Raw genomic sequence first — 23,614 nt, 5'->3', positions numbered from 1 at the left:
CATTCAAATGAAATTTTATTTAAATTTAGACTGTCCCTTATGGTCATACGCCCGGCGTTAGGCCAGCTTGCAACTCCGCTTCGTCCGTTACCTGTATAATGCAATCCAATATGTTCATGAACTCACCGCGCGCCTGATTCAAGAATCCCATTAAGGAATCCTGAAGCTTGTCCGTCTGGATCGTTGCGTTCAGGAAGATTTGACGGTTCAAAATCACGATCGATAATTCATATTTAGACGGATAACGTTTAATCTCTTCATAGATTGTCGTCTTTAGATAGGCTTCCGGAAGAATTAAGGAATAGATCAGCACGGGATAGTCCGGGTCCATATCCTTAATCTGAAACTGTTCCCATAATGGATAATTGCGTTTGTGCCAACGGTATCCCAATGCGGCCTCTTCCTCCCATACGGGCTCATATGCACGAGCAGCCTCAACAAAGAGTTGCCTGTAAAAATGGATTAACTTCACTTTATCCCCCCTCACCGCGCAGTGCCGGATGTATCCCAATCCATACCGACGTTCCCCTCCAACCTAATTAGCTCATATGCCCTAACTTTAAGCCTGAATTATTAGATCTTGTGCTTGGTGAATATTTAATGGATATGTTTTTCGCTAACTGAAATGGAAAATGCAAGGAAGATGTTAGCAAAGTGTTTGGACATCCGAGGACAGGAGATGGTTAGGACCGGATTTGCATATCAAAAAACCGCGAGAGCTTCTCGGCAACACAATCCCGAAAACCCTCGCGGCTGATCTTATTCCTTATTTGAATTCATGGCATGAATATAATATTCCGTTAACAATTTTCTAAACACGTTAGGCCATACGTAATTTTCGAATTGTTCGGGACCTACCCACTCGTAAGCGGTACGATCCGCGACGTACTCCTCTTCGGCTACGGCGGATAACACCCTAATATTCCATACGAGATGAGTAAAGATATGCTGAGCTTCCCCGATGATCTGCTCCTTGGCCCTTATCTTCACGCCATCCTCGGCTAAAGCCGACTCCAGCCTGATTTTCCCCGTAGCCAAGGATTCCCAATCGCCCGCGTCCGACACCTCGATATGGGGGAGCTCCCACATCCGCGCGAGCAAGCCCGTCTCCGGCCGTTGCCTAACCAACACTTTCCCTGCGTTAGGTCCGGTCCCTTCCACCAAAGCCGCGAACCGAAATACGGGTTTCGCTTTCTTCGCTTTCGTTTTGACCGGCAAGTCCCGCTCTCGCCCCAGAAGTCGGGCAGCGCATAATTCCATGACGGGGCACTCCGCGCAGGAAGGCGATTTCGGCGTGCACACGAGCGCGCCAAGCTCCATCAGCGCTTGATTGAAATCAGCAGCCTCTCCGTCGGGAATAAGCTCTTGGGCCAATCCCTCCATGCCGATCCTAGTGGACGGACGGGCAATGTCGTCCTCCAGGCAGAAGTAACGAGACAGCACGCGCATCACATTGCCATCCACGGCCGGCTCGGGTTGATTATACGCGATGCTAAGAATTGCCCCCGCCGTATAAGGTCCGACTCCCTTTAGCCCGGACACCTCCTTCTTACCGCTCGGTACCCGTCCGCCATACTGCTCCGCGACTTCGCGAGCAGCCGCTTGCAGATTACGCGCCCTCGAATAATAACCTAAACCTTCCCAATGCTTAAGCACGTCCTCTTCGGGAGCTTCCGCCAGTTGCTCGATCGTCGGAAAGCGATCTACGAACCGATTGAAGTACGGAATAACCGTATCTACCCGCGTTTGCTGAAGCATGATTTCCGACACCCATATGTGATAAGGATCGCGGCTCCTTCTCCAAGGCAAGTCCCGCCGCTCCTTCCGATACCAGATTAACAATTGTTTACCGAAAAACCGTTTAGGATCGCTCGTACTCACTTCTGCAATTCCTCTCCCCTGTATGTCTAGACTCCCGATGAAACGATAGTCGTCGCTTGCTTACGATAGCGGCTAGGCGTCAAGCCCGTGTGTGCCTTGAACATCCTCGAGAAATAATAGATCTGCATCCCCACTTTGCTCGCGACCGCGGATACGTTGCAGTCCGGCTGCAGAAGCAAACCTTTGGCCATTTCCATTCGCCGCAAATTCACGTATTGGATCGGCGAGTACCCAAGTATCCCTTTGAAAAATACGATAAAGTAATTCGGATGCAAGTAAACCTGCTTGGCAAGATCGTCCACCGTAATGTTATCTGCCAGATGGTCTTCGATATATTTCAGCACAAGATCGATTTTCTGAAGATCTTCCGTCGGAGCGGCATCATCTATAATGGATGTATTATCCAAATATATACTAATCAACTCAAGCATCGTAGCTTTAATTTTAAGTCTTGAGGTTAGCTTATCCTGCCCTAAATGCTCGAACAATCGTTCGAATAAAGCCGAAGTTTCCCGTTCGATCTCGTTGTCCAACTGAATAGTAAGGGGAATCTGAAGAGCTCGGTATAGCTCGCGATCCTCGTAACTGCTGCGAAAGTGGCACCACTGAAGCGTAAGCGTCTGATGCGGTTCCAGCATGATCCTATGCGACATTCCCGACAGTAGAATACATAATATCCCCTTAGAGAGCGGGATCTCCTGCTCTTGAACGATCAGTGTGCCTTCGCCTTCCTTAACAAAAAGAAAGCGATTACAGTCATAGGCATCTTCCCGCTCCTTAAAGGATGCAGCATCCAACACTGTTTCCGCTGCGGCGGCAACCTCTATATTCATGTGCTCGAAATGTTTCATCATGATAGTTATATAATTCGTAGTCATCTCTGCGCCTCATTATCTGGATATAGAAACCATCGTCCTTTTACACTTATTCCATTATACGTCAGTTCAACGCAATCGTAAATTTCCAATATGAATAATTATGCCCAATAAATAACAGTCCAGCTGCAAGGATCGCCGGACTGTGCTCGACTTACTTTTCGATTAATGCCGTAGCCGCTGCTATCGAACGTTCATGCGTGATTGCGATATGTATCCTGTATGCCTCTTCTGTCCATCCTAGCCTACCGACCGAAGCATGGGATAAAGAACAGACAGGCTTCCCCCATTCGTCTGGAAGCACTTCGATATCCTTGAATCCGACTGTCGCGCCGATTCCGCAGCCGATCGCCTTCACGACGGCTTCTTTGGCCGCGAACCTGCCGCTAATAAATTCCAAAGCGCGTCGCGGTTGCAAGGATGCCCACTCCTCGCTTTCCCGGGCAGTGAGCACCCGCTCGGCAAATTTCCTACTCCCGGGTCCCGACAGGATCTTGTCCATGCGCGCCAGTTCCACTACGTCTAATCCGATCCCCAATATCATCCTAGTTGGTTAAATCCCAGGAATAAGCTGTCTCTTATGTTGAGTACGCAAGTAATGTCTCTCAAGGATCTCGCGGGCTTTAGGGTCGATCTCCTTGCCTTCCAAATACGAGCTGTTATCTTCATAGGATACGCCCAGCTCATCCTCGTCCGTCTGGCCTTGCCACAAGCCCGCTGTCGGCGGCTTATCCACGACGCTCGCCGGAACTCCGAGCCGTCTAGCTAACTCCCGGACTTGACGCTTATTTAAGGAGCTCATAGGCGTAATGTCCACGGCGCCGTCGCCCCACTTCGTGAAGAAGCCCGTTAGCGCCTCCGATGCGTGATCCGTTCCGACAACTAACAGATTCAGATCGAATGCGAGTGCATATTGGACGACCATACGCGTCCGCGCTTTCACGTTTCCTTTGCCTCCGCGGCTAATATGGCGATGGATTTCCAGCGCCTTGAACGCGTACTCGGTTTCAAGAGCGATTTCATCCACCGCTTCGGCAATATTCGTCTCGACCTTATGTTTCAATTGGAACGCTTCCGCCACCTCGTAACTATGGTGGATGTCCTCTTGTTCCCCATAGGGTTGGAACACGCCCAGCGTCATGTATTCTTTGCCCGTCTCCTGCGAGAGCTCATCCGTCGCGCGTTTGCACAGTCCTACAGCCACGGCGCTATCCACGCCACCGCTAATCGCAATCAGTAAACCCGTCGCACCGGCTTGCTTAACGTATTCTTTCAGAAACTGAACTCGGCGTTCGATTTCCTGATCCACGTCGATTGTCGGCTTTACGCCTAACTTCGCAATGATCTCTTGCTGTACTGTCATATCCACTTTCCTCCGCTTCAACAAAAATATCCCGTTGACTTAACCGTATCGGCTTAAGCCCCCGGGATGATGTGAATTACCGGCAATAACGATCGAAGGCCGACGTCAGATCGGAAGCAATGTCATCCGCACTGCGATTCTCGATTTGGTGCCGTTCGATAAAATGAACGAGTTCTCCGTCCTTCAGTAGAGCAATAGATGGGGAGGATGGCGGATAAGGCAGGAAATATTCGCGTGCTTTCGCCGTTGCTTCCTTATCTTGTCCGGCAAATACCGTAAACAAATGGTCCGGCAGAACATCGTGTTGCAGGGCTTCAGCAACGCCTGGACGGCATTGTCCCGCAGCGCAGCCGCAGACGGAGTTAACGACTACCAAAGTGGTGCCGGAGGCCGTAGGAAGCTTAGCCTCCACCTCTTCAGGTGATCTTAATTCTTGAATGCCGAGCCGAGTCAAATCATCGCGCATCGGTTGAACCGAGTTCATCATATATCTTTCGAAAGACATCGACATTAGAAGGCGCCTCGCTTTCCGGATCTATTAAATTTGCGGCTGAATTCATCCGCTATACTTCATTATACAGCGTTGCCGCAAGCTCCGTCAAAAACAGCGAACCGCTCCGGAATGACAACGGGGATGTAACGCGACATGCGTTACATCCCCTCCGTCGCATTGCGTCATCAAGGCTCATCCAACACTTCGGGCACCACTGGCAAAAATTCCTCGTCATCATCCGGGTTAATCGATTGGGCAGTCGCGTGCGTCGGATGCATGAACAGACCTGAAGCCGGGGCAATCCCCCGTTCGAAGAGATCCCTATTCTCGCTCGTGCGGAACCCAATGTCCTTATAGGGATGTACCCACTGATCTCCCGCCATAATAGAAGGTTCCGTTTCCTTGCTCCATTGCTCAAGCGGCGAGTTCCCTGACTCATAATCGTGATCGCCAATCACGACTCCATGGGCATTCACGAACGGCTCCCGCGGCCCCCGGTTGTCGCGGTACTCCGCCCGAAATTCGATTTCGAACGGATCCAGCTCCGAATCGTCATGCCCTCCCGCAGGCTTCATTCCCGCGTAGGAGTTATTATCCTTATCCGCGCAGATAACGCTTAAGTCGACGGACGGTTGGGCCCGTCTAGTTTCTTGTCATATCCCGGGGACAACGGCGAACTGTTCTTCCTAACTCGATTAGCGGCATTCCGTCCGGATTTCGACGGTCCTTGAGAACTTGGCATGGAAGCATCCTCCTTGTCTGGATGAGTCCCCCGTAGTGTAACCGAATTAAAGCCGCTTATCCGTATCCCGATCATTTAGTCAAGAAACTTTGCCCAGCTTGCTGAAAGTAACGATGAAGGTTGTCCCTTGCCCGATCGTGGATTCGACGTGAATCTTGCCGTTATGCCGCTCTACGATGCTGAAACATAGAGCAAGCCCTAAGCCGGTCCCATTCGTCTTGGTCGTATAGAAGGGTTCGAACAACCGCTCTAGTTGCTCTTGCGGAATTCCAACCCCGCTATCGACCATGCGGAGCTGGATGCTTTCTTGGAGATTTAAGGTCTCAATCCTCAGAACTCCCTTATCGTTCATCGCTTCCATTCCGTTGCGGGCCAGATTGAGAATGAGTTGTTTCATTTCCTTGCTATTCATCGGTAGCTGCTCCATCTCCTCGCCGAGCCGCAAATCGATCATCTGTCCACGTAAATTGGCATCCGCCCATATTAAAGGAAGAATATCGTTAAGCAGGTCGTTCAAGTTGGATGGCTCTTTCTCTACGATCCGATTCTGGGCCAAGGACAGGAAGTCGTTAATGATTGAATTCGCCCGATCCAGTTCATCTATTACGATCCGAAAATAAGATTTCTGCTCCTCGGGGCTCCGTTCGTTAAGCAACTGCACGAACCCCCTAATGACGGCCATCGGATTGCGTATTTCGTGCGTTATGCTCGCGGCCATCTGACCGACGAGGCTAAGCCGTTCCATCCGGTCAACCTCGTCTTTCAGCCGCTGAAGCTCCGTCACGTCATGCCCGATGAAGAGTACGCCGTCCGTTCCTTGCGAAGGTAGATCTTTGATCGGACAGGATACCGTGTAGAAGGTTCGCCCATGTAACCTTATAATCTCGGTTATTTTGTCTTCTCCTCGAAGGACTCGCTCTACTGGACTCTTCTCGAATTGCACATTCATCTTATCCATGAATAGAGAAAATTTCTGATAGAGAATATCGTTACGCCCTAGAGGAGCGACAAACTTAAGCGCTACGTCGTTAATACGGGTAATAACCCCATTATTGTCGCAGAAGATGACCATTAAAGGCGTATTATCGATAAATTGCTGCAACCTGCGCATCTCGTTACGATATTTTTTGGAAACGTCATGAAGCTGTAATTGTAATTGAATTCGGTCATAGCACAGCTCCGTATAATGGACGCAGACCAATGTAATCGAGATAAACAAAGCACCGAATACGAGAACGACTCTCAGATGTTCGGGAAGATCCGCGATTTCGAAATCCGATAAACTAGTGAAGTACGAGCTGCCTTGCAAGATGCTAAGAAGTAAACATAAGAATGCCGCAATCTTTAGTTTACCTCTACGCGAGCTGCCCTGAAACACGGAGATGCGAGAGTATAGAAGAGGAATAAAGGTGAGTAAGAAGATCGCGAAGATGATATAGGCCCAGTGGGTAGACATCTCGCTTAGCTTGGCTGCGGTATAGACGATAAGAAGAAGAACCGCAACGGGCAAGCCGCCGTACAGGGACCCGATAATAAACGGGATATGCCGCAAATCCAGATTAACGCCATGTTCATTAATGATAGAGAAGCGCATGTTCAATACCATTGCGACCACGCATGCTAAACCTAGAGAAATATTGGAATAGCGGGTTTGTTCTGGCTTTGAGTACCAGGCCATAAAGCAGCATACAGGTAAAAAAGCAATCAGGACTTGTAGCAGCGAGTCTTTCAACATCCTGCGAACCTCCTGCACGACGATTCGGCATCAAACGCTCAATTTTTTCCACATTTATAATCTACTTGATTAAAACATATCTCATCTTTGGTTACAATAATAGGCTTAATTGAAAGGCAGAAAAATAAAACAGGTCAATCACGGCGGTGACTGACCATAATCGACCTGTTATGACTGGACCCGATAACCTAAGCTCTCCAACAACTTAGAGCGTTTCTCCAACTCAAGTTCGATCTCGCCTAGTTCCAACTGCGAATTCCGCTGTTTCAATCTTTCGAAGAACACTGCAAAACCGCTTGTATCCAGAGGGACTCGGATTTTCTTCCCTTGGCCCGATAATTCCATACAGCCTCCGAACAATCTTGTAAATGTGACCTGATTCATTTCATCAAAAGATAGACGCCTGTTCATAAACAACCGGGAGCTGCTCACGCCATCTTGGTCTACAACCGTTCTCGATACGCTAAGAGCAAGAGTCATAAGCCCGAGTATCACCAGGCATCCGCTCATCGTCTGCAAGAGTAGTAGACTATCCTCAGAAGTCATGCTTGGATCTTCGAAATACCCCAGAGTTAATGCCATTAATGCAAGTAGAAAACCAACTAGAGGTCCAATACGAGTAATCGCAGCCCTCCTTAGTAGCAACTCTCCTTGACTATTGTGAACTGAACTTTTATAAATAACGCCTGTATAATGTTTAACGAATTTCTTTATTAACCACAGTCTTAATATCCACATGATTATTCCTCCTAGTTGTTTGTGCTCAATCCACCAATACTTTTCATCAATAGCTATTGCCTATATCGGCATTTGGAATATTTTCCATAATATTTATAAATAATATCTTCCCCTAGCTCGCTTAGCAATGACCCGTTTTGAATTCCACCCAAGCCAATGTTAAAATCTAAACATATCAAACGGTCGGGAGTCAGAACATGAAATACGACGTAATCGTAATAGGCGGAGGCTCTGCCGGATTAATGGCGAGCATCGCGGCAAGCAAACAAGGCGCTAAAGTTCTTCTGCTCGATAAAGGGGAGAAACTGGGGCGTAAGCTCGGAATTTCCGGCGGCGGCAGATGTAATGTGACCAATAACAAGGAAGACGATGAGTTGATCAAACATATTCCCGGTAACGGGAGATTCTTATATAGCTCATTTTCCAACTTCAACAACAAAGATATTATCGCTTTCTTCGAGAATCTCGGAATCAAGCTTAAGGAAGAAGATAACGGACGGATGTTTCCCGTCACGGACAGAGCTAAGACCGTCGTAGACACCTTGGTCGGACAGATCCGCAAGCAAGGCGTCGAGATCAAGCTCAACTCGCCTGTGGACACGATCATGTACGAGGAAAATCGCGTGGCCGGCGTACGCCTCAGATCGGGCGAAGTGTTAGACAGCCGCTCCGTCATCGTCGCCTCCGGCGGCAAATCCGTGCCTCAAACCGGTTCGACGGGAGATGGGTACCCTTGGGCGGAGAAAGCCGGGCATACGATTACCGAGCTTTTTCCGACGGAAGTTCCGTTAACGTCCAACGAGCCCTTCATTACGAGCAAAGAGCTTCAAGGACTGTCCCTTAGAGACGTTTCCTTGTCCGTATGGAATCCGAAAGGAAAGAAAATCATCGAGCACCAAGGCGACATGATCTTCACCCATTTCGGCGTGTCGGGACCGATCGCGTTACGCTGCAGCCAATTCGTCGTCAAAGCGCTCAAACAATTTCAGGTAGGCAATATTGAAGTGTCCGTGGACTTGATGCCGGACAACAGCGTGGACGAGGTGTATTCCCGAACGTTGAGGTTAACGGAGCTTGAACCGCGAAAATCCATCAAGAACATTCTTAAAGCTTGTTTACCGGAGAAAATGATTCCGTTATTGCTGCAACAATCTGGACTGGCCGAATCGCTTACCTATGACAACCTTCCAAGACAGGATTGGATGCAATTAGCCAAGCTGATCAAGCGTTTCCCGATCAGAGTATACGGAACCTTGTCGATAGAAGATGCCTTCGTAACCGGCGGGGGGATTAATTTAAAAGAAATCGATCCGCGTACGATGGAGTCCAAGCTTGTGAGCGGATTGTATTTTTGCGGAGAAATTCTCGATATTCACGGGTATACGGGGGGCTATAATATAACGGCTGCTTTCTCCACGGGATACTCCGCAGGCATGAATGCAGCTAACCGGTAAAACGAAATACGGAACGCATAGATCAGCGGGAAACCTGCTGCTATGCGTTCCGTATTTTTTATTTGGTGCCTGTGAACGTAATCCCTTGAACGAAAAAGCGATTGAAGAAAATGTAAATCAATAACGCCGGTATCGTCATGATGATCGATGCTGCCATGATGTAGTTCCAGAAGCTGATATACTGCCCCTTGAACGTATTCAATCCGACAGACAACGTAAACATCGATTTATCGGACATCAGCATGAGCGGCTTCAGGAACTCGTTCCATGCCCCCATGAAGATGAAAATCGTTTGCGCCGCGAGAGCCGGCTTAGCCAAAGGCAGAACAACTTTGAAGAAAAGCCCGAACCTGCCCAAACCGTCCAATTCCGCCGCTTCTTCAAGCTCTTTAGGGAAGCTGATGAAAAACTGGCGCATCATGAAGATGTAAGTCGCTTGAGCCGCCATCGGAACGATGATCGCTTGATAGCTGTTCAGCCAACCAAGCTCCTTGATAATGAGGTAACTCGGAATGATAGTCAGCTGGCCTGGAATCATGATCATGGCCAGAATACTGTAGAACATTAGCGTGCTACCCGGAAAACGGATCCTGGCTAACGCGTACCCTGCCATGGAATTAAACAGCAGGTTAAATACCGTAACCGATATGGCTATGAACGCACTGTTCATAAACCAGCGGGAGAACATGGGCTCCTGCTTGAAAATGGTTTGATAATTGTCTAGCGTGAAATGCTTCGGTATGAAGTGTATGCCTCCTGAAACGATCTCCGGCAATGACTTGAACGAAGCGGACAACGCCCATAAAAACGGTATAAAAGTGACGAGCGCGTAGACGCTCAGCAGGACATAGAACAACGGCCTGAAACGATTGATCGAACGCATTTCCTATCCCCTCCTAATTCAGCCGCTCTTCCTTGAAGATTAACCGCTGGATAAGCGTAATGAGCATAATGACGACCGCCAGCAAAAAGGCAAGCGCGGAAGCATACCCCATATCCATGCTCTTGAAGGCGTACTGGTAGATGAGCAACACCATGGTAAGCGTCGCATTGTTCGGTCCCCCGGAGCCAGCCGAGAAAATATAGGATTGGTCGAATAATTGAAACGTTCCGATAATCCCCATGACGACAACGTAGAAAGTAACGGGTTTGAGCTGCGGCACGGTAATGCGCCAGAACTTCTGCCACCCGTTCGCCCCGTCGATATCCGCCGCTTCGTATAGGTTCTCGGGTATATCCTGCAAAGCGGCCAAATAGATAACCATAAATAACGGAGCCGTCGACCATATGTTCATGATCATGATGCCCAGAAGCGCGACCGAAGGATCTCCAAGCCAGTTGTATGTCGGAAGGCCAAACGATTCGAGAATGTAGTTCAGCAGACCGTTGCTGTTGTAGATCCACATGAAAATGAGTACGAGCACGGCCGATGACGTAACGGTAGGCAAATAAAAGGCGACCCTAAAAAAATTACGGTAGCGAAGCTTCATATTCAAGATCGAAGCCAGCACGAGCGACAGAATCGTCTGTGCGGGGACGACGATCAGCGCGTACTTGACCGTATTCCTTAGCGCGATCCATAGACGCGGGTCGTCGACCATTCTCTCGAAGTTAGCCGTTCCGGTAAATTTGTAGCTTACCGTTCCGAGAAGATTGACCTTGTGGAACGATAAATAAATGGCATAACCGATCGGCAGCAGTAAAAAACAGCCGAGTATAATAATCGTGGGAGCCATGAACGAATAGCCCGACAATAGATCCCTGATTTTGTTTTTCCCTTTCAATCTGGCCATGTTGAAGCTCTCCTTTCGGCCTTTCCGTGTTGGGGCGTGAAATGACTAAAGCCGTGAGTGGCGTACGCCTGCGGCTTCACTCGTTTCACGCCAACGCGTCTGCGACAAGCTTGGGACGCGGACGCCATTGGCGCCCTTACGTCCCTCGCTTCTTAAGTCACATGAATTATTGCGCTGCTTTGATTTCTTTATTGGCAGTTTCTTGGCCTTTCTTCAATGCATCTGTCAATGAAGAGCCTCCCGTGTACGCCGCCACGAACTGATTATTGAAGTTGTTCATGATCGTCGGAAGCGTAGAACCCGCTTGCCAAGGAGTTGCGTAGGAAGAACCAGCTACAAGAGCTCCGCGCAATGCATCTTTATCATATCCAAGTTCTGCGGATACGGATTTGCGCGTCGGTAGAGCAAAGCCTTTGCTCGTCCAAGTTTTCATGCCTTCTTTGCCAGTCAAGTAAGAGAGCAACTTCCAAGCCGCTTCTTTCTTCTTGGAATTTTTATTCATAACGTAAGCGACCGTGAAAGCCATCGTTCCTTTTTCTCCATTAACCGTAGGAACTTCAGCTGTTCCAAAGTCTACGTCTTTGAAATTGGTTTGGATGTAAGGGATCGCCCAGTTGCCTTCGATAACCATTGCCGCTTTTTGTTGGCCGAACATTTCTCCGCCCCAACCTGCGCCAACATCGGAAGGTTGTCCTGCCGTATTCGCCTTTGTATGCTGATCAATGACAAGAGACAATCCTTTCTCCGCTTCCGGAGTCGCGAATGTCGCCATGCCTTGCTCGTCGGAAAGTTGACCGCCGAACGCTTTGATCATGAACATTTGACGCGCCAGCTCAGGTGCTTGACCCAAACCGTATACTTCGACTTTTTTGCCGTTCTTTTTGGTCAACTTCTCGGATACGGACATGAGTTCGTCCCAAGTTGTCGGAGGCGCCGTGATGCCAGCGTCGGCGAACATTTTTTTGTTATAGAACAAAGCCAGCGTGGATGTATCTTTCGGCAATCCGTACAATTTGCCATCGCCGGATTTGAAGGCGTTAATAGTAGGAGCTTCGAAATCATCAATGTCGAACTCCGGTGTTACGTAACCGTCCAACGGTTCCAATACGTCTTTCTCGATCAATGCAGGAGCTTCGAATGCGTCCAAATAAAAGAGATCGGGTGCTTCGTTCCCGATTAGACGGGTTTTGATAACATCCATATATTGGTCGGCGATAACTTCGTATTTAACTTTGACGTCAGGGTTTTTCGCTTGGAACTCGTCCAGCACCTGTTGCAACAACGCTTGCTCTTCAGGAGAAGACCCCCAGCCCGCTAACGTAACTTCAACCGGTTCTTTAGCCGGTGATTGCGATGCGCCATTGGATGCAGATGAGGACGGGGAAGCGCTCTCACCGTTCTTGGAATTGTTTCCGCAAGCGGACACAACCATTACGAGAGCCAACATCAGGACTAACATTGTAGATAATCTTTGTTTCATTTAAATCCTTCCTCCCTTTTATTTGTTTCTATAATTAAACGGTTGTAAGAAATCGCTCATGCTGACAGTGATTGGACCGGCGGTACCTTCCGGCTATTGGGTCAGTAAGTCGGCGATTTCTTATCCCGCTCAATTCGGAATTTGCTTCAGCCGCAGGCTATTCGATGATCTCGATGGAGCACCCGCTGCTATTGTCGAGTATCTCTACCCGAAGCGGCTCGGAATCTTGGTCGCGTCTTAGTTCGACCGAAATTCGGCCATCGGCTACAGGAAGATCCGTTACCGTCAAGCGATTGATTCCTTCCGGCAGGAACGGATCCAACCGAATGGACTTGGTTAACGCGTCAGGCTGTAACCCGAGCATCGACTGAATTAATACGACGGATGTTCCGGCAGCCCATGCTTGCGGGGAACACGCAACCGGGTAGGAAACCGGGTAACCTACGGATTCGTCATACCCGCAGTAAAGCTCCGGCAAACGGTTGTACTCGAAGTGTTCGGCTGCTTTCAACATTCCGGAAACGACGGTTGCCGCTTCTTCCTTGAATCCTAACCGGCTCATCCCGATCAACGTCATGGAGTTATCGTGCGGCCAGACGCTTCCATCGTGATAACTCATCGGGTTATAACCGGTTGAACCGCTGGACATCGTGCGAATGCCGTATCCTCCGAACATATCTTCCGCCACGAGTCTTTGCGCCACAAGCCGCGCTTTGTCCTCTGGGACGAGGTGGCTCATGAGCAAGTGACCTGGATTGGAAGTGACGGATTGAACTTGATCCTTGTTGGCATCTAGCGCAATAGCGTAGAACTTCTCATCCGACATCCAGAAGGCGCCGTCGAAAGCTTGCTTAAGGCGTTCGGCTTCATCTCTCAGTTGCTGAGCCAATTCATTGTGGCCCAGTCTTTCGAGAATCGGAGCAAGGCGAAGCTTCGCTTGATACACGTAACCTTGTACTTCAACCAAAGCTATAGGAGCAACAGCGAATTCTCCGCTCTTATGCACGACTGAATCAGCGGAATCTTTCCACCCTTGGTTGGCGATTCCTTTGGAGGATTCCTGGTAGTATTCGACCCAGCCATCTTTGTCGCGGTCGCCGTGTCCGCTGATCCATTCCAAAGCTTTCTCAATATTAGGCAGGAGCTTGGCGATCGTATCCGTGTCTCCCGTCCAGTGAGCGTATTCCGCCGCCAATAAAATAAACAAAGGCGTGGAATCGATGCTTCCATAATAAGGGGCGAAAGGCACCTGTCCGGAACGGGCTAATTCCCCGTTGCGCAACTCGTGCATGATTTTGCCCGGCTGCTCGTCTTTCCAAGGATTGACGTCCGTCCCTTGGTAATCGGCCATCATCTTGAGAGTGTCGCGAGCGACTTCCGGGTTAAGCGGAAGCATCTGGAATGCGGCTATGAGGCTATCCCTACCGAACGGAACCGCATACCAAGGAAGTCCCGCCACCGGGAACAGTCCGTAACCGAAATCCGTAAGCAACACCCGTAAATCCTGAACCCCGCGATCGAATAAACCGTTCAATACCTTCGAGTCGCTATTCACTTTCGTAGCGTTCTTGCTCCAACCTTCATAAGTGCGCTGCAATTCGGCAATCGCTTCTTCGCGCGGGATGATGACCGGATGTTTCCCTTCGACAGACGGAATAACGGTGAAAGTAATCTTCTTCACTTCCGTAGGCTGCAAGCTTACTGCGAAGCTCGCATCCCCTTGTTCGCTCATGGAGTCCGCTTCCGTATCCCACACGATGCGCGTTTCCCTGCGAATCCCGTCAACGCCTTCATATGCGGCATACCATTCTTTCTTATTCACGTTCCGTTCCGTCACTTTTCCAAGCTCTTCGGCGGGTTGAAATCCCCGAACGAGGAACATGTCGCTGAAGTCCGCGTCAAAAGAAACACCTATGTCGAAATTCAGAGCTTTAGTGGAATAGTTGGTCATGGAGAGCGTCTCGTACAATACCTCGCCGTAAATGAAGCGTTCCCGGATCAGCTCGACCGATTCTCTCCATAGTTTGACCTCTCCGTCCGTCTCTTCATGCTCATTCGTGAGTCGAATGCGCGCAAGGAAGTTCTCGTCGGCTGCGGAAGAAAGGAGCAACGGGCGCTTGCCGTTCAGAGTGATCTCCAACTTGCTAAGAAAGCGTGTATCCTTCATGTACAGACCGCCTTGGGCACTGTTCCCTTGGATGTCGCCATGATGATCCGTCATTAGAAAAACGTCGTTATTTTTAATTACTCTGTAGTTCATATCGTTTTCCCCATCCTGTGACTGTTTTGTTTATTATCTACATCTTTTTATGATTTCATTTCCTCCGAAACGTTTCGGATTCAAACAAAATAAAAATCCGAAACGTTTCGGAAATTAACGAAAAAAAGCGGTGCTACTCTTGAAGACGTTGCGTGCTTTCTCGGACGATCAATTGGTTGTTCAATAGCAGCTTGCGGTTGTCCGTCCTGTTCTCAAGCATATCGATCAACAGTTGGGCAGCCTGATAACCAAGCTCGTATTTATCCTGTCTGATCGTAGTCAGCTTTGGTGAACAATAGGCAGAAATGCTAATATCATCGAATCCGATGATCGATACGTCATCCGGCACTTTACGCCCCATACGTTCAAGCGTACGCATAGCACCTAGCGCCATCAAATCACTGGCGCAAAATACTGCCGTCACGTCGGGATTGCGAATCAAGATTTGATACATCGCTTCCGCTCCGCCGTCCTCGGAAAACTTCCCGTCGTAAGCAAGCTCTTCATTCGCCGATATTCCGTATTGCTCTAGCGCTTCTTTGTATCCTTCGAATCGCTCCCGGCTGACGAAAGCCTGATTGTGGCCGTTGATCATCGCGATATGCCGATGTCCGTTCTCCAACAGGTGCCGGACGGCCATCGCCGCACCTACGCGGCTGTCGGACGTAACGTGGGCAACGTTCTCACCGGTTTTGGGAATATCGATCAGTACGCAAGGAAACGAATTCTGTTCTATGACCTCCTGCAAATAAGGGTCGTCAAGACGCAATCCCGACAGGATTGCTCCTTCCACGTTCCTTTCTTTGCAAAGGGCCGTATACGACTTCTCCATCTGCTTGGACGGATTAGTACTGAATAATAACAAATCGTAGTTTAAATCTCCCGCGCGGTCGTTAATTCCGCAGAGGACTTCGTATGCAAACGCGTCTTTAGCACCGGCACGGTTGATATCGGAAATAATAAGGCCTATCGTACGCGTTTTCTTGGATACCAAACTTCTGGCCACGGCGTTAGGACTATAGGATAACTCCAACGCGACCTGTTTGATTTTCTTGCGAGTATCCTCGTTAACATCGTCGTAACCGTTAAGTGCTCTGGAAACCGTAGTGACGGATACACCCGCTTTTTTAGCAATATCTTTAATCGTAGCCATCTGCAGACACCTTTCCAAAACGTTTCGGGTTCATTATAAAACAGAGAGAGTTCCTATTGCAAGCGCTTTTTCAAGTGACTTTTCGAACTTCGATATCTTCAAGATGCAGAAAAAGCAAAAAACCCTTCCGGCAGAAGGGCTTCGTTAAAATCATATCCCGCAAAATAATTTAGGTCGCTTTGAAATGGTCGTATGAACCGTCATCGGTAGAGAAGCGTTTCTCTTGCTCATCGGTTCCAGAGCTTGCCAACTGATAACCTTCTTCCCAATCCTCATTGACGGTATGCGCCGGGATCGGAATCGATTCCATGCCATAGGCATGATCGGTCACGTCGACGACTTCAGCCGGCGCATGCTCCATCAACTGCCCCGCATAACATTGCACGATCTCGAGCGCGGAAGTTAGATCCTCATCCTGCACATGAATATGAAGCCGCCCTTCCTCATGAAGTTGCGGTTCATACCCCAATTCCATTAGCGTCTCTCCAGCCAATCTAGCCTGATTCTCATCCGGGAACTGGAACATCAAGGCGGCATGTTTCATCGAACTCATCCTCTCCAAGTACGATCAACGCATCCAATCCCGCATAGTTTGCCGATATGGCCTATGATTTATTCCTAATCTTGGCGGAAAACCTTAATAGAAGCAAAGATTTCATTCACGAATTGAAGCCAGAAATATCCCGCGATCGGCGCGGCCGCGACAGCAAACCAACTCGCTCCTCCATAAGCTAATCCGATCTTTACGCCTATCACGATAGCCCATAAGATCATCGTAGGTAAGGCACCCCAGACCCTTACTTTGTTCGCGGCTTGCTCAAGCATCTCGATTCGCCAATTGAACAAGGCGATGTACGGCTCGGTTAACCATTTAGACCATTGCCTTTGTAGCATCAACATGACTAACATCGGCAAAGCAAGCCAAACCAAGACCGCGAGCAATAGCGGGGGTAAGCTTACCGCTGCTATACCTATGCTGGCGAAATAGAGCATGGGATAGTATAGATCCACGCGCCTCAATGCCGATTTAAACCAACTGTCGAGCAGCCTGCTCGTGTCGTCCCTGTGCTTCAGAAGCGGCTGGGATCGTGGGAAGAGCATCGGTCTTCGCAGCATCGGAGTAGGCTTCTTGTCCATTGCTTCCTTCAGAATCCACTTCACCTTAGCGGCATAGAGAGCATTCTCCGTGGCTATTTCGTGCAGGAATGTTCCTTGCATTCGGTGGCGTAGCCACATTAGCCAAGCAGCAACGGCTGCCATGGGTATAATTGCCGAACCAAGAACGGCGGTGCTTTCTTGCCCGTATTCCGCAAGCAGGACAAAAACGATAATAAATACGATGTAACTGCAGATCAGAACTAATGATCTTCCCCAGCCCTGCCGCAATTGCGACAAACGATCTTTAAGCAAGATCCACGCGTAACCGGATATAGAACAATATAAAATCAGGATTACCAAGTAACCGCTTGTAAGCTTGAATATTTGCAACAGGAGCGGTGCGGCAATTGCGACGAGCAAGGCGGAAACCGACAGTCGCATCAAAAATCCGTACACAAATCCGCTTAAAATCTTGCCTTTATTCCACCTTGCATGACGATGAAGAAACAATCCGTCACCGGGTTCCGCGAAAGTTCTGTACTTTCCGATGAGCTGCAGCAGTCCTAGGGAAATATAGATCAGTACGAGAAAGCTTCTATCCAGACCTTCGGGAGGGTCGCGCAACAGATCCCGATACATCCCGCCGAAGATAAACAGTCCGGGAAGCAGAATGTATAGCCATGTTGCCCAATCCATGACCATTCGCCAAATTTTCCAGCTGGCTTTCCAATTGGCCAACACCCGCTCAAGAAACATTGGAATCGGTTGATAGCGGTTAGGACGAAACTCGTCCGTGATCGACTTAGGCATCATGGCTGCTCCTCATCGAGATAGGTAAGCTTGTGGAAGCAATCGAACAATCTCGCTTCCGCCCCGCATTTCGCAATATTCCTAATATCCTCTAAGGTTCCGGATGCCGCTACGCCTCCATTGTGGACAAGCACGAACCGATCGCATAAGCGTTCGGCAGAATCAAGCACATGCGTCGTTAACAGCACGGCGGCTCCGCGGCTTCTCTCTTCTTCCAACGCATCGAGCAGTTCCATGACGGCGCCGGGATCAAGCCCGATGAACGGTTCGTCGACCAAGTAAAGCTCCGGCTGCAGCAGGAAACCAATGATGAGCATCGTTTTCTGCTGCATTCCTTTAGAAAATTTGAACGGGTACTCGTGTTTAGAAGCAAATAGCCTGAATCTGCGTAACAGCTTTTCCGCTCGTTCGCGGAACACTTCTTCGGGAATGCCGCCCGCTGCCGCAGCCAAAACAAGATGCTCCCATAATGTCATCCGTTCGTACAAGATGGGATGCTCCGGTATGTATGCGATCCGCGAAGACATCAGGGATCCTTTCGAACTCTTTTCTACCTCGTCGTGCCAAGCGATTTTCCCTTTCCAGTGGGGCAACTGACCGAGCATTCCCTTCATGAGAGTGCTCTTCCCCGCTCCATTGGGCCCTAACAATCCGACTCGTTCGCCTGAATGTACAGTCAAGGTAACGTCCTGAACGATCGGGTGCCCCGGTTCATAACCGGCTTCCTCTATGTCCGCTCGAAATAATGGTACATCCCCATTTTCCAATTTCTTATCCCCCTATTTTCCGCTCTCTTCTAAATACGAAAAGGCGGATTGGGAAGTTCCAACCGGCACACCCGGTATAGTCGATAATTTCATAGTTTGTGATATCGGTCACATTAATCTGATAGTTAGCGCATTAATATTGAAATCAGAATCATCATCATTAACTGTTGATGGAGGAATAATCAATGAATATGGAATTTATGTCCAACTTGCCCCCTGTCGGTGAAAGTGTTCCAAAACTGGCCTCGGAAGGCGGCCAACTGATTGCAGACATGATAGGTTCTTACGGTTTCTTCGCCTTCTGCCTTGTGTCCGTGGGTTTATGTCTGATAGCCCCGGTTCATATCTACGAGAAATATTATAAAATCGCGGATGACGAATCTATCGTTGACATCAATCTCGATAAACGGAAAGCATCCGAGCCGGCCGCTTGAGCCGAGGTACTCGATAGATATTCGTTATTAGCTAAATGAATACGAAAAATCGGCATGACCGCCTAATGAATGGGGCGGTTTTTCTTTTAGTTCAAAATCAACAGTAGGGTTTCCTGTCTTTTATTTCCTTATGGCGCGGTAACGCATTTAAAAATAAAAAAGCCTCCTCCCGGTTACCGGCCGGGAAATGCGGAGGCTCTAAGAAAAGGGAGGCACCCTTATCTTCTTTTCATTTTATCCCAAATTACTAATTTCGAAAAGAATGCAAAGAATGGTTTATCCCCATTGTTTGACTATATACCTGTTGGTAAACACGGAATAACTGCTCGTACTGCTTGCTAACCTCTTCATTCGGGTGATAGATTTGCGCATGCTTCACGAATACTTCCCCGCAAGCATCCAAGGTCGGGAACCAACCACTGCCGACCGCAGCTAACATTGCCGCACCGAGACCCGGCCCTTGCTCGTTCTCAAGCGCTACGACGTTCGCCCGGAAAATATCGGCCTGCATCTGCAGCCAAAGCGGATTTTTGGCGCCGCCGCCAATGGATACGATCGTGTCTACGGTTTTGCCCGCCGCGCGGAAAAGATCGATGGATTCATTCAGGGAGAACGTAATCCCTTCCATGACCGCTTTAGCGAAATGAGCGCGGGTATGGCTTCCGTCTATCCCGATGAAGCTGCCGCGAATTTTGGCGTCCGCGTGCGGAGTACGTTCACCCACGATGTAAGGCGTGAACAACAATCCGTTGGATCCCGCCGGAATGTCGCCGATTCCCTCAAGCATGGCATCGAACGACTCCCCTTTCGCGAAAGTATTGCGGAACCAGCTTAACGAATAACCCGCCGCAAGCGTAACTCCCATCGCGTAGAACGCATTTTCTTTACCATGATTAAAGAAATGCACTTTACCTTCATAATCCGCGGAAGCATCCGCTTCATAAGTAAGAATGACACCTGACGTTCCGATACTGCAAAGCGTAAGTCCAGGCGACAAAATGCCCGCCCCGATGGCTCCGCATGCATTGTCAGCGCCGCCGGCGAACACCTTGGTCGTCGTTGCTAGCCCGGTCTCCTGGGAAGCCGCGGCCGTAATCGTTCCAACGAAAGCGCCCGCTTCCACTAGCGGAGGACAGAACGATTCCGGAATTTCAAAAGCGTTAAGTACGTCATTGCTCCATGTCTTACCCGCGACGTCGAGCAATAACGTTCCTGCGGCATCCGAAAGATCCATATGGATTGCGCCAGTCAAGCGTAAACGCAAGTAGTCTTTAGGCAAGAGGAACCGGCTTGCTTTCGCATAGACGTCCGGTTCGTTCTGCTTCACCCATAGAATTTTAGGTAACGTAAATCCCTCAAGAGCAGGGTTGCGGGTGATGGTCAGGAGTTTGTCGGCGAGTGTCCGTTCGATCTCCCGACACTGTTCCGTCGTACGCGTATCATTCCATAGAATGGCTCTGCGAACGGGTTTATTATTCTCGTCCACTAGAACTAGGCCATGCATTTGCCCGGAGAAGCTAATGCCTTCGATGTCGGACGGATTTACACCCGAGTTCGAGATCAGCTCTTGAAGCGATCCGTTCGTTCCCGTTACCCAATCCTCCGGATCTTGCTCGCTCCAGCCGGATTTCGCGTGATACAGCGGATATTCTTTGGTCGCTTCCGCTTTTACGCTGCCGTCTTGCCCGATCAGCAACGTCTTCACCGCGCTCGTACCCAAATCTACGCCAATGACATATTTCATGGGGGTTCATCTCCTCATATGAAAATCCGCCCCGCCGGTTCCTTCCGGGGGGCGGAATGGTCGTGCCGTTTAGGCCACCAATATGCTCTGTTTATCTTATACGCTGAAGATGACGTCGTTCAATGTCGCTTTGATTTGTTCCAAGCGAGCGGATTCGTTGCGAATCGGTTGTGCTTGCAGCACGTATGCTTCAAGCGATTTCAATGTCGCTCTGCCGGATACGATCTCAGCGCCGATACCTTCGTTGAAGCTACGGTAGCGGTTGTCAACGATATCGTCAAGCACGCGATCTTCGATGAGCTTAGCTGCTGCTTTCAAGCCGCGAGCATAAGTGTCCATACCTGCGATATGAGCGAAGAACAAATCCTCGTCCTCGAACGATGAACGGCGTACTTTCGCGTCGAAGTTCACGCCGCCGCGACCGATTCCGCCTTCGTTCTTAAGAATTTCGAACATAGCGAGCGTCGTGGAAACGAGATCCGTCGGGAACTCATCCGTATCCCAGCCCAGCAGCATGTCGCCTTGGTTCGCGTCGATAGAACCGAGCATGCCGTTAATGCGCGCCGTACGCAGCTCGTGCTCGAACGTGTGGCCGGCAAGAGTAGCATGGTTAGCTTCGATGTTCAGCTTGAACTGATCTTTCAAGCCGTAGCTTTGCAAGAACGCGATCGCCGTAGCGGAATCGAAATCGTATTGGTGCTTGGAAGGCTCTTTCGGTTTAGGCTCGATCAGGAACTGCGCATCGAAGCCGATTTCTTTAGCGTAATCAACTGCCATATGCAGGAAACGTCCCAAGTTGTCTAGCTCAAGCTTGAGGTCCGTGTTCAGCAACGATTCGTAACCTTCACGGCCGCCCCAGAATACATAGTTCTCCGCTCCAAGCTCTTTACCGACTTCCAGCCCTTTTTTCAAAGTTGCCGCAGCGTAAGCGAATACTTCAGCGTTATTCGTCGTGCTAGCGCCATGAACGTAACGAGGATTCGTGAACAGGTTCACCGTGTTCCAGAGCAATTTCTTGCCCGTAGACTTCTGGTAATCCTTAAGCATGGCCACGATGACGTCGAGGTTTTTGTTCGTCTCAGTCAACGTTGCGCCTTCCGGTGCGATATCCGCATCATGGAAAGCATAGAAAGGAACATTTAATTTCTCAAGCAGTTCGAAGTTCGCTTCTACGCGCGCTTTCGCTCTGTCTAGCGGGGACAAGGAGTCCCAGCTGCGGACAGCCGTGCCTGCGCCGAACGGATCTGCGCCGTTTGCATTGAATGTATGCCAGTACGCGACCGCGAAACGGAGGTGCTCCTCCATCGTTTTGCCGAATACGATCTCTTGCGGATTGTAATGCTTAAAAGCGAAAGGGTTTTTCGAAGCGCGGCCTTCATACTGAATCTTAGGAACATTAGGAAACTTGCTCATTAGAATGTTGCCTCCCTGTAAGCGATATCAAATTGATTTTCTGACATCAGCATATCATGCCTGAACTTAGTTTGTCTATCCAATAAACTAAGTTAATTAAAACTTAATATGGTATGATAGGAAATATGTTTAGCGAGCAATGAACCGTAACTTACCCATAAGGAGTCTTTGCCCGGATATGACGACAAAAACAGGCGATCAAGCCTTAATTAAAAGAATCAACACGGCAATCGTGTTGGAATATATTTTGCGCGGCTCCCCGCTTTCCCGCGCCCAAATCTCCGAACAATCGGGGCTGAACAAAGCGACCGTATCCAGCCTCGTGCAGGATTTGATCGACGGGGCGTTAGTCCAAGAAATCGGAACGGGCCAATCCAGCGGCGGTCGAAAACCCGTGTTGCTGGAGTTCGTCGCTTCTTCCGGTTATGCGGTGGGCATCGACTTGGGAGTCAACTACATTCGTGGCGTGTTAACGGATTTGCGGGGTAACGTCGTTGCGGAACGAACTTCCGCTCTGCGCCTTACGGAACCCAACGCAGCCGTTGACCAGCTTTGCGGCTGTATTGAGCATTTGATGACAGAAGCGCCTTCCAGTCCGTACGGCATTGTCGGCATTGGAGTCGGAGTACCTGGCCTTGTCGATGATAACGGGACGATTCTGTTCGCGCCCAACTTACAGTGGCGGGATATTCCGCTTCAACGCCTGTTAACCGAAAAGTTCTCGCTCCCGATTACGATAGACAACGAAGCCAACATGGGCGCGCTTGGGGAACAGAAGTACGGCGTTGGCCGCAGCATCAATAATTTGATTTACGTCAGTGTAGGCATCGGGATCGGTACGGGACTTATCTTGCATAAGTCCCTCTATAAAGGCGCATCCGGCTTTTCCGGGGAGATGGGGCATTTATCCGTTGAAGCGCATGGCAAAAGCTGCACCTGCGGCAATCGCGGGTGCTGGGAAATGTACGCTTCCGAGCAAGCGCTGTTGGAGCAAGCCGCTCCGCTCGGTTTCGAGGATTTGGAATCATTGCTGGTTGCGGCTTCCTCGGGCCGTCAAGACGTGTTGGAATTATTCTCGAACATCGGAGAATATTTGGGGGTCGGCATCGCCAACATCGTCAACGTATTCAATCCCGACGCCGTAGTCATCGGCAACCGTATGAGCCAAGCGCGCCCATGGCTGGAAAACGCGCTCCGCCAGACGGTCGTCCAGCGCGCGCTTGGTTTCCACCTGCGTAAGGTGCAGCTCTTGTTCGCCGAGCTTGGCGAACGCTCGTCCATGATGGGAGCCGCCGAAATGGCCATCGCCGGTTTCTTCGCAAGAGTGAAAGCGACTTAGCTAAGTCGCTTTTTTTGTGACTATGGTGGGCTCTCTCCTCGG

23 protein-coding genes are annotated in these 23,614 nt (G+C 49.6%); 3 read left to right on the top strand and 20 right to left on the bottom strand.

The features are described from left to right. Nucleotides 1-43: 43 nt before the first annotated feature. From L3D05_RS18650 to L3D05_RS18610, 10 genes are all read right to left on the bottom strand, one after another. The gene (locus L3D05_RS18650; protein ID WP_239617832.1) at nt 44-472 is read right to left on the bottom strand and encodes a hypothetical protein; all 429 of its coding nucleotides are present in this window, start codon (nt 470-472) and stop codon (nt 44-46) included. A 287-nt stretch (nt 473-759) separates the two neighbouring features. After that, on the bottom strand, nt 760-1,881 hold the full coding sequence (mutY, locus tag L3D05_RS18645; RefSeq protein ID WP_239617831.1) for an A/G-specific adenine glycosylase: 1,122 nt from the start codon (nt 1,879-1,881) through the stop codon (nt 760-762). 26 nt (nt 1,882-1,907) lie between these two features. Next, nucleotides 1,908-2,759, bottom strand: a complete 852-nt coding sequence (locus tag L3D05_RS18640; protein WP_239617830.1) for a helix-turn-helix transcriptional regulator — start codon at nt 2,757-2,759, stop codon at nt 1,908-1,910. A 151-nt stretch (nt 2,760-2,910) separates the two neighbouring features. Beyond that, on the bottom strand, nt 2,911-3,300 hold the full coding sequence (gene acpS / locus L3D05_RS18635; RefSeq protein ID WP_239617829.1) for a holo-ACP synthase: 390 nt from the start codon (nt 3,298-3,300) through the stop codon (nt 2,911-2,913). A gap of 9 nt (nt 3,301-3,309) precedes the next feature. After that, the gene (gene nadE / locus L3D05_RS18630) at nt 3,310-4,119 is read right to left on the bottom strand and encodes an NAD(+) synthase (protein WP_239617828.1); all 810 of its coding nucleotides are present in this window, start codon (nt 4,117-4,119) and stop codon (nt 3,310-3,312) included. 76 nt (nt 4,120-4,195) lie between these two features. Continuing rightward, nucleotides 4,196-4,630 (bottom strand): BrxA/BrxB family bacilliredoxin, encoded by a 435-nt coding sequence (locus L3D05_RS18625; RefSeq protein WP_239617827.1) that lies wholly within the window; start codon nt 4,628-4,630, stop codon nt 4,196-4,198. Between the two features lie 167 nt (nt 4,631-4,797). Then, nucleotides 4,798-5,187 carry a DUF3905 domain-containing protein gene (locus L3D05_RS18620; protein WP_239617826.1) on the bottom strand — a complete coding sequence of 130 codons (390 nt, stop codon included), beginning with the start codon at nt 5,185-5,187 and terminating at the stop codon, nt 4,798-4,800. Between the two features lie 41 nt (nt 5,188-5,228). Beyond that, nucleotides 5,229-5,354 carry a hypothetical protein gene (locus L3D05_RS26495; protein ID WP_255807615.1) on the bottom strand — a complete coding sequence of 42 codons (126 nt, stop codon included), beginning with the start codon at nt 5,352-5,354 and terminating at the stop codon, nt 5,229-5,231. A 79-nt stretch (nt 5,355-5,433) separates the two neighbouring features. Beyond that, nucleotides 5,434-7,089, bottom strand: a complete 1,656-nt coding sequence (locus tag L3D05_RS18615) for a two-component system sensor histidine kinase NtrB (protein WP_239617825.1) — start codon at nt 7,087-7,089, stop codon at nt 5,434-5,436. Between the two features lie 168 nt (nt 7,090-7,257). Beyond that, the gene (locus L3D05_RS18610; RefSeq protein WP_239617824.1) at nt 7,258-7,827 is read right to left on the bottom strand and encodes a hypothetical protein; all 570 of its coding nucleotides are present in this window, start codon (nt 7,825-7,827) and stop codon (nt 7,258-7,260) included. Nucleotides 7,828-8,024: 197 nt separating this feature from the next. Here L3D05_RS18610 and L3D05_RS18605 point away from each other — a divergent pair, with 197 nt between their 5' ends. Continuing rightward, complete coding sequence (locus tag L3D05_RS18605; RefSeq protein ID WP_239617823.1) at nt 8,025-9,281, top strand: BaiN/RdsA family NAD(P)/FAD-dependent oxidoreductase; 1,257 nt, start codon at nt 8,025-8,027, stop codon at nt 9,279-9,281. Between the two features lie 58 nt (nt 9,282-9,339). Here L3D05_RS18605 and L3D05_RS18600 read toward each other — a convergent pair whose 3' ends face one another. The 8 genes from L3D05_RS18600 to L3D05_RS18565 form a co-directional block, all read right to left on the bottom strand. After that, on the bottom strand, nt 9,340-10,164 hold the full coding sequence (locus L3D05_RS18600) for a carbohydrate ABC transporter permease (protein ID WP_239617822.1): 825 nt from the start codon (nt 10,162-10,164) through the stop codon (nt 9,340-9,342). Between the two features lie 13 nt (nt 10,165-10,177). Continuing rightward, a complete protein-coding gene (locus L3D05_RS18595) occupies nt 10,178-11,074 on the bottom strand; it encodes a carbohydrate ABC transporter permease (protein WP_239617821.1) in 897 nt (298 codons plus the stop codon). Between the two features lie 166 nt (nt 11,075-11,240). Further along, nucleotides 11,241-12,554 (bottom strand): ABC transporter substrate-binding protein, encoded by a 1,314-nt coding sequence (locus L3D05_RS18590; protein WP_239617820.1) that lies wholly within the window; start codon nt 12,552-12,554, stop codon nt 11,241-11,243. Nucleotides 12,555-12,711: 157 nt separating this feature from the next. Then, the gene (locus L3D05_RS18585; protein WP_239617819.1) at nt 12,712-14,814 is read right to left on the bottom strand and encodes an amylo-alpha-1,6-glucosidase; all 2,103 of its coding nucleotides are present in this window, start codon (nt 14,812-14,814) and stop codon (nt 12,712-12,714) included. A 133-nt stretch (nt 14,815-14,947) separates the two neighbouring features. Beyond that, a complete protein-coding gene (locus L3D05_RS18580; protein WP_239617818.1) occupies nt 14,948-15,967 on the bottom strand; it encodes a LacI family DNA-binding transcriptional regulator in 1,020 nt (339 codons plus the stop codon). Between the two features lie 169 nt (nt 15,968-16,136). Next, nucleotides 16,137-16,511, bottom strand: coding sequence for a hypothetical protein (locus tag L3D05_RS18575; protein WP_239617817.1), 375 nt, complete (start codon nt 16,509-16,511; stop codon nt 16,137-16,139). A 74-nt stretch (nt 16,512-16,585) separates the two neighbouring features. After that, nucleotides 16,586-17,875: an ABC transporter permease gene (locus tag L3D05_RS18570; RefSeq protein ID WP_239617816.1), complete on the bottom strand. Its 1,290-nt coding sequence runs from the start codon at nt 17,873-17,875 to the stop codon at nt 16,586-16,588. After that, nucleotides 17,875-18,642: an ABC transporter ATP-binding protein gene (locus tag L3D05_RS18565; RefSeq protein WP_239617815.1), complete on the bottom strand. Its 768-nt coding sequence runs from the start codon at nt 18,640-18,642 to the stop codon at nt 17,875-17,877. Before L3D05_RS18565 ends, L3D05_RS18570 begins: the two co-directional genes overlap by 1 nt. Nucleotides 18,643-18,827: 185 nt before the next feature. On the opposite strand from L3D05_RS18565, the gene L3D05_RS18560 reads away from it, so the two are divergent. Further along, nucleotides 18,828-19,076: a hypothetical protein gene (locus L3D05_RS18560; RefSeq protein WP_239617814.1), complete on the top strand. Its 249-nt coding sequence runs from the start codon at nt 18,828-18,830 to the stop codon at nt 19,074-19,076. 247 nt (nt 19,077-19,323) lie between these two features. Here L3D05_RS18560 and xylB read toward each other — a convergent pair whose 3' ends face one another. Beyond that, nucleotides 19,324-20,820: a xylulokinase gene (xylB, locus tag L3D05_RS18555; RefSeq protein ID WP_239617813.1), complete on the bottom strand. Its 1,497-nt coding sequence runs from the start codon at nt 20,818-20,820 to the stop codon at nt 19,324-19,326. A 96-nt stretch (nt 20,821-20,916) separates the two neighbouring features. Beyond that, a complete protein-coding gene (xylA, locus tag L3D05_RS18550) occupies nt 20,917-22,233 on the bottom strand; it encodes a xylose isomerase (protein WP_239617812.1) in 1,317 nt (438 codons plus the stop codon). Nucleotides 22,234-22,411: 178 nt separating this feature from the next. Between xylA and L3D05_RS18545 the strand changes: the two genes are divergently transcribed. After that, nucleotides 22,412-23,572 (top strand): ROK family protein, encoded by a 1,161-nt coding sequence (locus L3D05_RS18545; protein ID WP_239617811.1) that lies wholly within the window; start codon nt 22,412-22,414, stop codon nt 23,570-23,572. Nucleotides 23,573-23,614: the final 42 nt, after the last annotated feature.

Origin of the sequence: Cohnella mopanensis (assembly GCF_022352055.1) — a bacterium.
Classification (GTDB): Bacteria; Bacillota; Bacilli; order Paenibacillales; family Paenibacillaceae; genus Cohnella; species Cohnella mopanensis.
The sequence above is the reverse complement of the archived record's forward strand: the minus strand, read 5'-3'. Positions and strand labels throughout refer to the sequence as shown.

Coding starts and splice junctions, on each gene's coding strand:
- L3D05_RS18640 (WP_239617830.1), bottom strand. CDS start 2,759: ATGACTACGAATTATATAACTATCATGATGAAACATTTCGAGCACATG.
- acpS (WP_239617829.1), bottom strand. CDS start 3,300: ATGATATTGGGGATCGGATTAGACGTAGTGGAACTGGCGCGCATGGAC.
- nadE (WP_239617828.1), bottom strand. CDS start 4,119: ATGACAGTACAGCAAGAGATCATTGCGAAGTTAGGCGTAAAGCCGACA.
- L3D05_RS18625 (WP_239617827.1), bottom strand. CDS start 4,630: ATGTCGATGTCTTTCGAAAGATATATGATGAACTCGGTTCAACCGATG.
- L3D05_RS18620 (WP_239617826.1), bottom strand. CDS start 5,187: ATGAAGCCTGCGGGAGGGCATGACGATTCGGAGCTGGATCCGTTCGAA.
- L3D05_RS26495 (WP_255807615.1), bottom strand. CDS start 5,354: ATGCCAAGTTCTCAAGGACCGTCGAAATCCGGACGGAATGCCGCTAAT.
- L3D05_RS18615 (WP_239617825.1), bottom strand. CDS start 7,089: ATGTTGAAAGACTCGCTGCTACAAGTCCTGATTGCTTTTTTACCTGTA.
- L3D05_RS18610 (WP_239617824.1), bottom strand. CDS start 7,827: ATGTGGATATTAAGACTGTGGTTAATAAAGAAATTCGTTAAACATTAT.
- L3D05_RS18605 (WP_239617823.1), top strand. CDS start 8,025: ATGAAATACGACGTAATCGTAATAGGCGGAGGCTCTGCCGGATTAATG.
- L3D05_RS18600 (WP_239617822.1), bottom strand. CDS start 10,164: ATGCGTTCGATCAATCGTTTCAGGCCGTTGTTCTATGTCCTGCTGAGC.
- L3D05_RS18595 (WP_239617821.1), bottom strand. CDS start 11,074: ATGGCCAGATTGAAAGGGAAAAACAAAATCAGGGATCTATTGTCGGGC.
- L3D05_RS18590 (WP_239617820.1), bottom strand. CDS start 12,554: ATGAAACAAAGATTATCTACAATGTTAGTCCTGATGTTGGCTCTCGTA.
- L3D05_RS18585 (WP_239617819.1), bottom strand. CDS start 14,814: ATGAACTACAGAGTAATTAAAAATAACGACGTTTTTCTAATGACGGAT.
- L3D05_RS18580 (WP_239617818.1), bottom strand. CDS start 15,967: ATGGCTACGATTAAAGATATTGCTAAAAAAGCGGGTGTATCCGTCACT.
- L3D05_RS18575 (WP_239617817.1), bottom strand. CDS start 16,511: ATGAAACATGCCGCCTTGATGTTCCAGTTCCCGGATGAGAATCAGGCT.
- L3D05_RS18570 (WP_239617816.1), bottom strand. CDS start 17,875: ATGCCTAAGTCGATCACGGACGAGTTTCGTCCTAACCGCTATCAACCG.
- L3D05_RS18560 (WP_239617814.1), top strand. CDS start 18,828: ATGAATATGGAATTTATGTCCAACTTGCCCCCTGTCGGTGAAAGTGTT.
- xylB (WP_239617813.1), bottom strand. CDS start 20,820: ATGAAATATGTCATTGGCGTAGATTTGGGTACGAGCGCGGTGAAGACG.
- xylA (WP_239617812.1), bottom strand. CDS start 22,233: ATGAGCAAGTTTCCTAATGTTCCTAAGATTCAGTATGAAGGCCGCGCT.
- L3D05_RS18545 (WP_239617811.1), top strand. CDS start 22,412: ATGACGACAAAAACAGGCGATCAAGCCTTAATTAAAAGAATCAACACG.